The 13,353-nt window shown below is 34.2% G+C and carries 11 protein-coding genes; 8 read left to right on the forward strand and 3 right to left on the reverse strand.

The genetic code is table 11. The features are described from left to right. The 6 genes from T368_RS15020 to T368_RS15625 form a co-directional block, all read left to right on the forward strand. Window positions 1-1,876 (forward strand): BspA family leucine-rich repeat surface protein (locus tag T368_RS15020; protein ID WP_248646240.1); only part of this gene is annotated, 1,876 nt, incomplete at its 5' end. A 35-nt stretch (window positions 1,877-1,911) separates the two neighbouring features. Next, window positions 1,912-3,231, forward strand: a complete 1,320-nt coding sequence (locus tag T368_RS16360; protein WP_004085912.1) for a vWA domain-containing protein — start codon at window positions 1,912-1,914, stop codon at window positions 3,229-3,231. After that, on the forward strand, window positions 3,212-3,445 hold the full coding sequence (locus T368_RS16805; protein WP_004085914.1) for a vWA domain-containing protein: 234 nt from the start codon (window positions 3,212-3,214) through the stop codon (window positions 3,443-3,445). Before T368_RS16360 ends, T368_RS16805 begins: the two co-directional genes overlap by 20 nt. 324 nt (window positions 3,446-3,769) lie before the next feature. Then, window positions 3,770-4,432, forward strand: coding sequence for a response regulator transcription factor (locus T368_RS0109430; protein WP_004085916.1), 663 nt, complete (start codon window positions 3,770-3,772; stop codon window positions 4,430-4,432). Window positions 4,433-4,463: 31 nt separating this feature from the next. After that, on the forward strand, window positions 4,464-4,994 hold the full coding sequence (locus tag T368_RS0109435) for a D-glycero-alpha-D-manno-heptose-1,7-bisphosphate 7-phosphatase (protein ID WP_004085917.1): 531 nt from the start codon (window positions 4,464-4,466) through the stop codon (window positions 4,992-4,994). 50 nt (window positions 4,995-5,044) lie between these two features. Further along, window positions 5,045-5,254: a hypothetical protein gene (locus T368_RS15625; RefSeq protein WP_138160848.1), complete on the forward strand. Its 210-nt coding sequence runs from the start codon at window positions 5,045-5,047 to the stop codon at window positions 5,252-5,254. A 53-nt stretch (window positions 5,255-5,307) separates the two neighbouring features. Here T368_RS15625 and T368_RS0109440 read toward each other — a convergent pair whose 3' ends face one another. Beyond that, the gene (locus T368_RS0109440; protein ID WP_004085918.1) at window positions 5,308-7,599 is read right to left on the reverse strand and encodes a dynamin family protein; all 2,292 of its coding nucleotides are present in this window, start codon (window positions 7,597-7,599) and stop codon (window positions 5,308-5,310) included. 238 nt (window positions 7,600-7,837) lie between these two features. Between T368_RS0109440 and aroB the strand changes: the two genes are divergently transcribed. Both aroB and T368_RS0109450 read left to right on the forward strand, forming a co-directional pair. After that, window positions 7,838-8,872, forward strand: coding sequence for a 3-dehydroquinate synthase (aroB, locus tag T368_RS0109445; RefSeq protein WP_004085919.1), 1,035 nt, complete (start codon window positions 7,838-7,840; stop codon window positions 8,870-8,872). After that, on the forward strand, window positions 8,859-10,508 hold the full coding sequence (locus T368_RS0109450) for a mechanosensitive ion channel domain-containing protein (protein WP_004085920.1): 1,650 nt from the start codon (window positions 8,859-8,861) through the stop codon (window positions 10,506-10,508). The genes aroB and T368_RS0109450 overlap by 14 nt, the downstream gene beginning before the upstream one ends. Before the next feature lie 111 nt (window positions 10,509-10,619). Here T368_RS0109450 and T368_RS0109455 read toward each other — a convergent pair whose 3' ends face one another. Further along, window positions 10,620-12,689 (reverse strand): TonB-dependent receptor domain-containing protein, encoded by a 2,070-nt coding sequence (locus tag T368_RS0109455; RefSeq protein ID WP_307804803.1) that lies wholly within the window; start codon window positions 12,687-12,689, stop codon window positions 10,620-10,622. Continuing rightward, window positions 12,586-12,804 (reverse strand): hypothetical protein, encoded by a 219-nt coding sequence (locus tag T368_RS0109460; RefSeq protein ID WP_004085922.1) that lies wholly within the window; start codon window positions 12,802-12,804, stop codon window positions 12,586-12,588. The genes T368_RS0109455 and T368_RS0109460 overlap by 104 nt, the downstream gene beginning before the upstream one ends. Window positions 12,805-13,353: the final 549 nt, after the last annotated feature.

The raw sequence follows: 13,353 nt of genomic DNA on the forward strand, positions 1-13,353 counted from the left end.
GAGCTACAAAAATCGTATAGAATCCATTATAAAAGAGTTAAATCAAGGTGTGTATGAAAAAGACCAAGCTATAAAGCTTGTATTGCTTTCATTTCTAAGTGGTAAATCAGCCTTTTTGTATGGACCGCCCGGCACAGCAAAGAGTCTTATTGCAAGGCGAGTGGCATTAGCCTTTGATATGGAAACTAAAAATCAAAACAAAAGCCCAAGTAATGATGAAGGCTATATAAGCACGAATAATTTTAAAAATTTAGATTCTAAAAAAGCAGATTCTAACACTTTCTTTGCTTATTTAATGAATCGCTTCAGCACACCAGAAGAAATCTTTGGTCCAATCGACATAGCAGAGTTAAAGAAAAATCGCCTTACACGAAGCACACAAGGCTATCTACCCACAGCACATTTTGCGTTTTTAGATGAGATATGGAAAAGCTCTCCAGCAATACTAAACACACTTTTAACAATCATTAATGAAAAGATCTATCGCGATGGCAATACAGATATAAAAGTCCCATTAAAAGGGCTAGTATGTGCGAGTAATGAATTCCCTATGCAAAATCAAGGGCTAGAAGCCTTATATGATAGGCTTGTTATCCGCTTAAGCGTATTGCCTATAGAGCAAAAGTCTAGCTTTGAAGCCCTGCTAGATGAAGATATTGTAGAAATAGAAGTTACAAATCCCATCACCACACAAGAATTACAAGACATCACGCAAAAAGCAAAAAAGATAAAATTCTCACAAGAAGCAAAAGAAGCCATGCACTTCCTTAAAGCAAGTATAGAATCTTATAATAAATCATTGCGCTTAAGAAATCTAGCGCAAGACAATACAGAATCTAGTCAAATAGAATCTCGACAGGATTCTAAAAACCAAAGTATAGAATCTACACAAGAGCCAATCTCACATAATGGCATTTATGTATCCGATAGACGCTGGAGGGCTATGGCAGAGCTTTTAAAGACAGCGGCAGCACTAAGTGATAGAGATGAGGTCCAGCCTATTGATATTATGCTTTTAGCACATTGCCTATGGAGTGATGAAGCACAAAAAGAAGTAGTGAATAAGATTATTGCTAAAGCATTACAAAGCAGTATGCAAAATGCTAAATTTGATATATCAAGCTTGAAAGAAGAGTATAGTAAGCATTATGATGCAACGATTGCAGAGTTTTATCAGCATGGCAAACCAAAACAAATGAATCCAACAACAAAAGATTTATACACCAAAGTATGTAATGATATTATGCAATATATTAATACTTGTAAAATCAAATTACAAGAAATTTTTGAAACCACACGAAATAAAATAGCAAATCCATTTTTAACTACTAATGACTATTGTAGTGCTTTGCATGATATTACACAGACACAAGTAGAGCTAAGACAGCTAAGCATAGCAGTAGAGCAATTAAAATATATTATACAGAATCAACCTACACCCATACCGCCAAAGTATGGCGAGACAAAAAAGAGTAATGAAGCAAAGAAAAAGCAAGATAAAATAAAGCCAACAACAAAAGAAGAATTGGAAGAACTTGTGAAAGATGAAAGTATCTATTTAGGTGATATTGATACAAGTGAGATTATAGATATGAGCGAACTGTTTCAAAACTCAAAGCGAACGGACTTTAGCGGTATAGAATCTTGGGATGTAAGCAATGTAATTAATATGCGAAGTATGTTTGAGCATGCAATTTCTTTCAATCAACCACTAGATGACTGGGATGTAAGTAATGTGGAAAATATGCGAAGTATGTTTAACACGGCAAAATCTTTTAATCAGTCATTAAATAATTGGGATGTAAGTAATGTGAAGAATATGGATCATATGTTTTACAATACTTCTATGAGATCATACCCGCAATGGTATAGATAATTATTATATTCTTAAGGTGAAATAAAAGGCACATTATGCAGCACATACCACAAGATATACAGAATAATTTACGCTATGAAGAGTTATTGCAAGATAAAGAAGTGCAAGAGCATTTAGCAAAAGCCCATGAAGAGTATCAAGCCCAGCAAGATTCCCTGCAAGATTCCCATCCTTTTAAAAAAGAAGAGGTAGCACACCATAGGCGAAAGCTCACACCCACGCAAGATATTGAAACACTAAAAGATGATATAAAAGAGTTTGACACTTACAATAAAAAGCATAAAGGCACGCTAGATTCACTACTCAATAAACAAGAACAAAAGGATATAACCCTTACTGATAAACGACAATATGCCCTAAACGCTTGGGAGCAAATGCTAAAATCTAAGAAAAACGAATATATAGACCAAGAAAAGCTAAAACAAACAAGAGATTATAAACAAAGGCTAACAGACTATTTAGAATCTTTACTTGAAACAAAAGAGTTTTTAAACAATTTGGGTGGTGCTGGAGAGCTATTTAGTGGAGTATTGGATGAGATGAAGCAGGGCTTAGATGTAAGCCATCTAGGCGATGAATCTTATCAAAATAAGCTAAAAGGACAGAGAATAGAGATGCCCGGAGGCAAAGGCACTGACAATGGTGCTGGTATAAGAAATCGCATAGATATAAATACAATCAAGCAATATTTTAACACCATACAAAATAGCAAAGCCTTAAAAGAAATAGCCGAGCTTTTAGGCAGACTAGAAAAAGAAGAGGAAGAAAGTGAAATACAAAAAATAAAAGAGTTAAAAAGCTATTCCTATACGCAAATAATCCCCACAAAACGATATAAAGAAGAGATATGCGGGGTAACTTTAGGCAGAGATTTAGAGAATCTTTTACCACAAGAATTAGCAATGCTAGAAGATGAAAGCTTAGAGTTACTATTTGATTTAAAATACATTCAAAACCGCCTTTTTTGCTTTGAAAAGCAAGGCTATCACTCTATCACACAAGAAGCACAAGAAGAAATAGAAAAAGAGATAGAAACAAAAAAGCAAAAGAAAAGAGAGAAAAACGAAGGTGCGATAATAGTCTGTGTAGATACAAGCGGCAGTATGATGGGTAATCCAGAATATATCGCAAAAGCCCTAACACTCTTTCTAGCAACAAAGGCAAATACACAAAAAAGGGCTTGCTATCTTATCAACTTTTCCATAGGCATAGAGACTATGGAGCTAAGTGGCAAGGGCGGCATGGCAAAGCTTATGCAGTTTTTAGAGATGAGCTTTGGTGGTGGCACTGATGTAGCCCCAGCCTTAAAAGAGGGGCTTAAAACAATGCAGCAAGATGACTTTAAAAAAATCTGATTTAATCGTTATTTCTGATGGTGGATTTGGATATATCCCAGATGATTTAGAAAGGCAAATGCAAAATCAAAGACAAAAAGATAATAAATTCTATTTATTAGATATAAATGGCAATTCAGGCAAAAAAACATTTTTTGATAAACATTGGATATATAACGCACAAACACAAAATATAAATACTTTATATGAAAATCTCGCAACTATGTATAGTTAGTGATAAATTAATAACTCTAGATTCTAAACCTATCATTTTCAGCGTAAGCAAGTCGAATAAAAGCACCATTTATTCTTACCACCCATCTTGTTAGCACTTATATTGCAAGTCTTTGTGTATGAAATATAACAAAATGTCAAGTTTTTGTTAAAAATATATTGCATATCTTGCTTTTTTATAGACTTTTATGCTGGAAAACATTATAATACGAATTTATTTTAGCTTGTTGTTGTATTAGATTGTATAGCGTATGGTTTGTATTTGTTACAATGTGGGATAAGCAAAATACACATTTTATCAAGCTATATTCTATAAGGAACAGAAATGCCAAAAGTCCTTATTATAGATAATGATATAGATCTCCAAGAGTCCTTGCATAGCAGTCTCTGCCAAGCTGGTTTTGAGACATTATGCTTGAGTGATGTTTCTATGATTCTAGAAAAAATCGCACAAGATGATATTGATGCGGTGATTTTAGAGCTTTTAGACCACGAGATTGATGGCTTTGAGTTATGCGGAAAGATTAGGAGCCATACGCAAATACCCATTATCATTTCATCAAAACTTACACATATAAGCGATAAAATCCGTGCGTTTGAGCTTGGCATAGATGACTACATGACAAAGCCTTATGAAGCAGTCGAGTTAATCGCAAGGATAAAGGCTTTATTGCGAAGGATTGAGCCACGAAAAAGGGTTTTTGGTGCGTTAAATATTGATGCAAAAAGACGCACAATAAAACTTTATAATGAAGATATTGAGCTTACAAATACAGAGTTTGATATTTTACTTTTTTTGGTGGATAATCGCTTACAACCTGTAAGCAGAGAGAGGATAGCACACACTATTAATGCGATCCATGATGACACGGGATTACGCAGTATTGATACACATATTAGGAACTTACGCAATAAGCTTGGCGATTCTGCTAAAGAGCCAAAATTCATTCAATCCGTGTGGGGCATAGGCTATAAATTCTGTCTTTAGATTCTAAAATATAGTCATTATGGAGCAAGTTATGGCAAAAAATAAAGCAGTATTTTTTGATAGGGATGGTGTGATTAATGTGGATTTATCTTATGTGTATAAAAAGGAAGATTTTAGATTCTATGATGATTTCTTTCCTTGTGTTACACATTTTAAAAAGCAAGGGTATAAGCTCGTTGTAGTTACAAATCAATCGGGAATTGAAAGGGGTTACTACACTATCAAGGACTTTTTATCATTAAGCTCTTATATGCAAGATTACATGCAAGAGCGACTAGGCTTTCGCTTTGATAGAATCTATTTTTGTCCGCTACTACATGATACGATAAGGCGAAAACCAGCAAGTGGCATGATTATACAAGCCATGAATGATTTAGATTTAGACCTTAGTAAATCTTGTCTTGTTGGTGATAGATTAACTGATATTATGGCAGCTAAAAATGCAGGTATAACAAAGCGATATTTGCTATGCAGGGATAAAAAGCATGAAAATTCAGCGGAATTAGATAAGGGTGAATATACACTCATTCATACACTTGATGATTTTCTTCCAAACAATTAGCATGTTTAAACTATATATACCCATAAGCTATAAATAAAGTTGTCAAAAGCATGAGTGAAAATCTCGTGTATTTCAGTAAAGAATGCAAACAGCCAAGCAATAAATACGCAAGGAATCGCGTTATAAAAGCATATTTGATGGGAAAATCCACTAAAAACACCAAAGAGCCAACGCAGAATCTAGAATATAGAAATTGTGGCAGACGAAGCCTTGTTCCACAAATCCAAGTTAGATATTCATCTTCGCTTCATATAGCTTAGAATCCTTGTGGCTTTAATACAATATCCTAAAGATTCTAAACTTACCTTAATGACTATTTCAACGCTTGTGTGATATAGGCAAGCTCTTCTGCGATATGCGTGAGTTCTGTTTGCTTTGTCTGCATAGCATCTCGCATTTCTTGTGTGTAGTTTTGCTTTCTTTTTTCTAATGTGTCTTGCAATATAGAATCTTTTTCTGTGATTTGTGTTTTTACAATCTCTTCTTGGGCTTGCAGTATCTGTGAAAAATATTCTAAAAATTTTGTTTCTACTTCTTTATTTTTTTCCATAAGGATTTGTGTGAAAAGCTTAAAAGATTCAGTAAAAATCTCTTGCAATTTAATTGAGAGTTCATTTTCTTTTCCCTTACCACAGCTACTAATAGCTTTAGGGATAGAATCTTTTAGCGTTGCAACACTTTTTGCGATTTGCTCCTTTGGTGCGTGAAAGCTAACTTTTGGCTGCTTTATGTCATTATTTTCATCAAGCAATATTTGAGTGATTTTTTTAGCAAGTTTATATTTAAAATCCCTGCTTACATCGCTAAAACAATCGCTAAGCCCTGATTCTAGAATCTCTTCTATCCGCTTAGAATCTACCTGTGTGCCTTTTGTATAGCTATATGTCGCTTCATCAAAGATTCTAGTTTGTAGTCTTTCTTGCTCTCTTTTTAAGCTTTTTTGCATGCTATTTTGCAATACGCTTAGAAACTCTTGCATTTCATCTTGTTTTGTTTTTAACTCTTGCTTTTTAGAATCTAGCTGCAAAGATAGCTTGTTTTGCTCATTTTTTAGATTTGCAATCATCTCTTCTAGCTCATTTTCAGAGGCATTTAAAAGGCTAGATTCCATACGCATTTCTTCCCTGCATTGCTCTATTGTCTTTAAAAAGCCACGATAAGCAAGGTATAAAATATCTTTTTGCTTCATACTATTCTCACCAAGTAGCATTTTGTCTAGATACTCTTCAACAGCTAAAATCCCCGTTTTTTCCAGTGAAAAGCCTTGCCTTAAAGCCTCTTCTTCCCTATTTGTCTTATGCAGAAGTGCTAAGAAACTTGCAACAGGGATAAAGTCAATTCGCTCAATTATAGAATCTATATCGCCGCTATATTCTGCTTTTTTGAGTTGAGTGGCTAAGCTTGTCTTTGTGTATTCAAGTGATTGGGCTAACTCTTTTTCACCGATTAGATCAATCCTTGTTAGCACGATAAGTAGCCTTGAGATATTTTGCCCTAAAAGAGATTCTAAGATGAAGTCAATGTCAATTTGAGTTGCTACGCAACTTGCATTCATCACATGGATAAGTAAATCACATTGTGTGATATAGTCTTTTGTAATCTCCTCTCGCTTTGTGATAGGGTCATCAAGCCCGGGTGTATCCACGATTTCAACGCCATTTTGCAAGAATTTTAGCGGGGTAAAAAGGGCTACTTCTTTCACTAGATTGCATAGCTTGCTTTCATGATTTGCGGAAGTGTAAGTGCTTAGTTTATCAAGTGTTATGCTTTCACTCTTTGTAGTATCTGCTATGTAGTTTTTTAGTCTATCGCCAAAGATTCCCTCGCTCTCTACTACAAAGCTTTGCAAACTTTTATCATACTGCCCTGCTTTTTTAAGCTCTTCCCATTCATTTGTATTCCAGAAAAACACTTCTGCAGATTCTGTATCTCTGTATTTTAGAATCGTTAGATTTGCTGTCTCTGGGATTGTCGAGCTGCCTAGTATTTCTTTGCCTAATAAGGCGTTTAGAAATGTGCTTTTACCAGCACTTAATACGCCTGTGATGCCTATTGAGAATTTATGATTTTGTGCGTTTGTATAGATTGTATTTAGGGTATTGTAGTATTTATCATGGAGTTTTAACTCATGCAGTCGTTTTAGAATCTGTGAGAGTTCAATAGATAATGTTTTAAGGTTTAGAATCTTGTGTTCTTCTTTTACCTGCTGTGCTTGGAATGCACTTTGTGTGCAAAAGTTTGCAAGGCTTCTTGCGTGTTGATTTGTGATTAATTCTGCTGCATTGAGTCGCAGGATATGTGCTTTTAAATGCTTTAACTCCGCTGCATTTACAACGCTTAAAAGTGCGTATTGCAGTAACTTTATAGATTCTATATCGAGTTTATATTGTGGCATACATTGTGTGTAAATGGATTGGAAAGTCTCGCTTTTTTCATAGAGATTGATATTTGTGCTATGTGTTGATAGGATTAGGGCTTGAAGTTTTGGTGGTAGAGAGAGTAGGGTATCTTTTTGTGTGTCTATTAGATTTTTTAGTGTATCTGCTAGATTGTTTGGAATCTTTTCTTGATAGATGAGTTGGGAAAAATGCGATACAATCTCCATATTTATCCTTTAATAGAATCTAAAACTTAGCATTATATCAAAACTTAATGATTTAACACTAGATTCCATAACTTTATGGGGCATAACGCACAGCTATAAAACAAAATTCACATAATGTATAAAATCGTAACAAAATATCATCATAAGGATAATTTTTAAACACTATCATTTTATTTTAAGCTACAATATAAGACAAAACTATTCTTCACAATGATATGCGGAGGTTAATGCAATACCTATGAAAAAAAACATTATAGTAGATACGGGATCACAAAAATATCCGGTTACAATAGGCAAAATATCATCATTAAAATTTGAAGATAAAAATATACTTCTTATCACTTCAAAAAATTTAGAGCATCTGTATTTAGAATATGTGTTATCCATCATAAAAGCTAAAAGTGTGAATGTTTGTATTATTGATGATGGTGAGACACATAAGAATATGCAAACAATAGATAAGATTCTAGAATCTGCTTTTTCGCATAAACTGCATAGAAATGCTTTAATGATAGCACTTGGTGGTGGTGTGATTACAGATATGGTGGGCTTTGCTAGTGGGATATTTCAAAGAGGGATTGATTTTATTAGCATTCCTACTACTTTGCTTGCTATGGTTGATGCAAGTGTGGGTGGTAAATGTGGAGTAAATAATAAATATGGTAAAAACTTAATCGGCTTATTTCATCAGCCAAAACAAGTATTTGTTGATACTATATTTTTACGCACACTGCCAGAGAGAGAGTTTTTAGCGGGTGTAGCAGAGATTATAAAGATTTTTGCGTGTTTTGAGTATGCTTTATTGCAAGATTTCAATATGCGTGATATTGAGTTTTATATCCAAAGAAGCATAGAGTTAAAAGCTAGTGTTGTAACACAAGATGAAAAAGAGAAGCATGGATTAAGGGCGTTGCTAAATTATGGGCACACTTTTGGTCATGCCATAGAGTTAGAGAGTGAATATAGTGAGTTTTTGCATGGCGAGGCGGTTAGCATGGGGATTGTCATGGCAAATAGGCTTTCAGTTAAGCTTGGTATATTATCAAGTGAGATTAGCGATTTTATCCATGATTTACTTAAAAGAGTGGGACTACCCACGCAGTATAAAATAAAAGATATAGATACTTTTTATAATGCGTTTTTCTATGATAAAAAAAGTCTTGATTCTAAACTCCATTTTGTTTTACTTGAATCAAAGGAAGTAATCAAAGCAGATATTCATAATGATATAGATAAACAGATTCTCTATGAGGTATTGCATGAGTTTGCATAACACAAAGATTGTGTATTTTATATTTTTTATCTTGTGTGGTATAAATGCTTTTGCGACGCAGGCAGATTCCATACCAACACAAGATTCTATTGAATCTAAAAATTTTGTAGCAACAAAAAATACCACATTACAATCTTACATAGAGCAGTTAAAACAGCTTGATATGGCATTGCATAAAACAGAGAGTATATGGCTGAAAAGATATGAAAATTTTAAAAGCTATCACGACATTTCAAATGAAATAACAGATCTTGAGAAAGAAGCCCTATTAGCCCCACTTGAAGCACAAAAGACACATAGACTAGTTACACTAAAAAAGCAGCAAAATCTCTTAGAGCAATATCGCACAAAGCCCTTTGGCGAATTACTTGATAAACCCATGCTTGAAGCCGCACCAACACTTACAAATCCATTTGAAATCTTTAGCGCATTCTCCTACATTAAACACATATCAAGCATAAAGGCAAATATGCAACACAATCAGCAAGATTTAGATAAATTACTCACCATAATAGACAAAAAAAGCACAATCCTAAATGAAATCACACAAAACACAAAAATAAGCAATACAGAAAAAAAGCCCTATAAAGACGCACTAGCAATCACACAAGAACAGAATCTCGAGTTGCAGAGTGCGAGAAATATCCTTGAAACAACAATAGATGTATTCAACAAAGACGCCGATGAAATCGAAGCAAACCTAGAATATCAAATCAAAAATCAGATTCTAAAACTCATCTACATTGGCATTGGAATCTTACTTAGCATAGTTATAGCCTTTTTCCTAAAACTCATCGCAAAACGCTATATAGAACATCACGAAAGGGCATATACTACAAGCAAGGTTATAAATGTCTTTAACATTACGATTATTTTTCTTATTTTGCTATTTGCATACATTGATAATGCGACTTATGCGGTGGCAATGGTAGGTTTTGCATCAGCTGGTGTGGCTATCGCTATGAAAGATATGTTTATGAGCACACTTGGCTGGCTTGTGATTGTGGTTGGCGGTAGCATACATGTTGGCGATAGAATCAGAGTAAAGAAAGAAAATGAAGTATTCATCGGCGATGTGCTAGATATATCTATGCTTCGCATTACAATCTATGATGATATTACGCAGACTTCATATAGGGAAAATCATCGTGCAGGACGACTTATCTTTATCCCAAATAACTACATTTTTACAAACCTAATCTCAAATTACACTTATGGGGATTTGAAAAATATATGGGATAGTGTGTCTGTGTGTATCACTTTTGATTCTAATATCACAAAGGCAAAAAAGATAGCCCTTGAAGTTGCAAGCACACATGCAAAGCTCTATACAGAACAAACAAGAAGTCAAATGCAAAGAATGCGAGATAGATTCGCCCTAGCTCACTCTGCCCTAAATGTCGATCCACGCGTATTTAACTTTGTCAAAGAAAATGGCATGGATATTTCTGTATGGTTTCAAAACTATGCTTATGGCACACTGAAACTAAAAAGTGTAATAGCTCAAGAAATAGTAGAAAAATTTTTAAATGAAGATGATATCCATATCGCCTATCCTATTACACGCATTGTGTATGAGAAAGCAAATGGCTTGGGAGAAGCACAAGATGCTTTGCCTAGGTTTAACTTGAGCTAAAAAAATGTTTTGAGTTGAATTTAGTCTAAAGCAGATTCTAAATAGATTTATAAATATAACCTTGTTTCGCAGATTTCTAACCCACGCAATCGCATCCTTATGTAAGTCTAGTTAAAAGTCAATGTTTAGACTGGCATAATATCTTCTGCCTTCTTGAATGACACTATACATGTTGAAAAAGTAGAGTAACCCCTTTTTTGTCGAAGCGTTTGGATAAAAATCAGCATGTCTAAAATCTATAAAATTTATATCAAAAAGATTATAAATGGCAAAGCCAACTTTTAGATTCTTATTGAATCTATAAAGTCCTCCCAAGTGCATGAGAAAAAAGGGTTTATAGTAGTTGCCCAATATGGAATAACGCACAGGGTTTTTGCTAGGATCTAACCCGCGAAATCTCCCTGCTTGTGCCTCTGTCCTCATATATACATGCAGGTTTTTATAATCCCAACTTAGTTTTGAATGAAAAAGGTGTGTTAGCGTGTTTTCCAAAGGATATCCTTGCATACTACCACTTAATTGATTACTATGAGTAAAGGTATAGTTCATGTCAAAAGCAATGTTGTAAATAGGCTTCATACTTAAAAATAACTCTAAACCCTGAATACTACTTTTATCAACATTTTCTCGTCTAGCACATGCATTACTATACGCATGAGTGCATATCTGGCTATCTTTTGTATAGCTTACATTTGTAATCTTATCCCAAAAGAATGTGTAAAAATATGTGGCTCCCATTTCCACATAATCATTGTCGCTCAATAGAGTTAGCTCTTGACTAAGGCTTGTTTCTGGTTTTAGGTTTGGATTGCCAATTGTTACCCTGCTGCCTTGATTGCCAAGTCCTATTGCTCCATCTACTAGTTCATTAAGATAGGGTGCTTTATAACCTGATGCTATCCCCCATTTTATCGTAAGCCAATCTTGCAGTGGCTCATATACTATATAGGCTTTTGGCGTAGTATGAAAGGAAAAGCGAGAGTTATAGTCTTCACGCAAGGTGAAAGTAAGCTTTAGATTATCCCTTGCCTCCCATTCATTTTCGGCAAACAAAGATATGGTATGTTGTGAAAATGTGCTAGGATTGCCGATTAAATCCTGCATATACGCATACCAATATTGCATACCAACACTCAATGTGTTGTTAAATGCCAAATCCATAAATGCCCTAGATTCTAATATCACATCTCTACCCTGAATATCCCTTGGTGTTGGTGGTGTTGTGAGTGAATTCAGTCTGCCATCATTGTATGCTTGGTTGAGTTGTATGGAGTTTTGCATACTCCAATTATGGTATTTTCCCTCATGGGCTAATATTGAATTATTACGCATGATGATATAATCGCTTACTACACTTGTATGTGGTCCCCACTGCTCTTTGCTGTTATCATATAATTGTTTTGCGAATTGTGTATCAAAGTAAATGTGATTTTGTGAATCTAGATTCCATAAAATCCGTCCACCAATATCAAAGATTAACCCCTCTGTTGTGTTTCCTATCCCACCATCTGACGTGCTTGTAACAATTTGTCCTAATGTGTAATTCTTATTATTATTGTTGTCGCCTGTTGTTGTTTGTATTGGACCTGATAGCATTATGCTTGATGGACTATGATAATAAAAGCGACTACGCAATTGTATCCCCAATACATCTTTAATAATGGGAATAACACCAAACATATTAGCAACATAATGCCCTCCAAAATACCTATGCTCATTTTGTATTGTCTCAATATTTAAATTCAGTCCATATTTGTTGATATGCCTTTTTGTGATAATATTTATAACTCCACCCATTGCATCACTGCCATACAAGGTGCTTAATGGTCCCCTTATAATCTCGATTCTTTCAATCGCATTTAATGGCGGCAAAAAACCATTATCGATTTGCTGATAACCATTATTGAAAGTGTTTATTGCCCTGCTTACACTTTGTCTTTTGCCATCTATAAGCACTAATGTATAATCGCTAGGCATACCTCGCACAGATATCTCTGCATTGCCACTTCTACCCATACCCCCTCCAATATCAATACCGGGTATGCCTGATAACACTTCTGCCAAATCTTTGTGCGGTTTAGATTCTATCTCTTCTTGTGTGATTATGGTAATTGAAGCTGGTGCATCTTTTTTGTAAATGCTCTTTGCCTGTGGCAGTTGTAACGACAGATTGCAGTGTATGTGTTTTTATATCGCCTTTGATTTCTTCTTGAGTTGTATTGCTATCCAGTAATGGATAAGCTAAAGCATAACTCAAATGCAATGTTGCAAAAAACGCAAATGTATATAATCTCATTTTAACCTCATATTATAATAATTAATATCATTAATAGGTGGAATTATGTACATTATGAATAATAATATGTATTATTATAATGATAAATTATATTAAAACTATATGCGATAGTTACTATATTCTACATTGTATTTGAAAGCTTTTATAAAAGTTGCTTATTGTATGTATTGCATATCACATAAAATTAAGAAGCATATTAAATCATACATCATGTTTTGCATTATGTGTGCCGGTGGTATTTTAAAATAAGTATGCGGTTTTATATGCTTTATTAACATATAAAGCATATTTTAATATGCAGCAATGCTTTGTGTGTTGTTTTGTATAACTTTTTTAGAGACATTCAAAAAATACATATGAGGGCATAAACAACAAATAAAGATATGTGGAAGTATAAAGAAAATTTAGCATTAAAAACTTAGAAATTTTAGAATATATCCAAAATATTAAAGTGGCTTATGAGCAAGACAAAACTATAACAAATCTTTGCATATAAACAAGCTTGGGACAATGCTTGAAAATTTATAATTATTCTACAAAACTTGCTTT

Origin of the sequence: Helicobacter bilis ATCC 51630 (assembly GCF_000686565.1) — a bacterium.
Taxonomy (GTDB): Bacteria; Campylobacterota; Campylobacteria; order Campylobacterales; family Helicobacteraceae; genus Helicobacter_A; species Helicobacter_A bilis.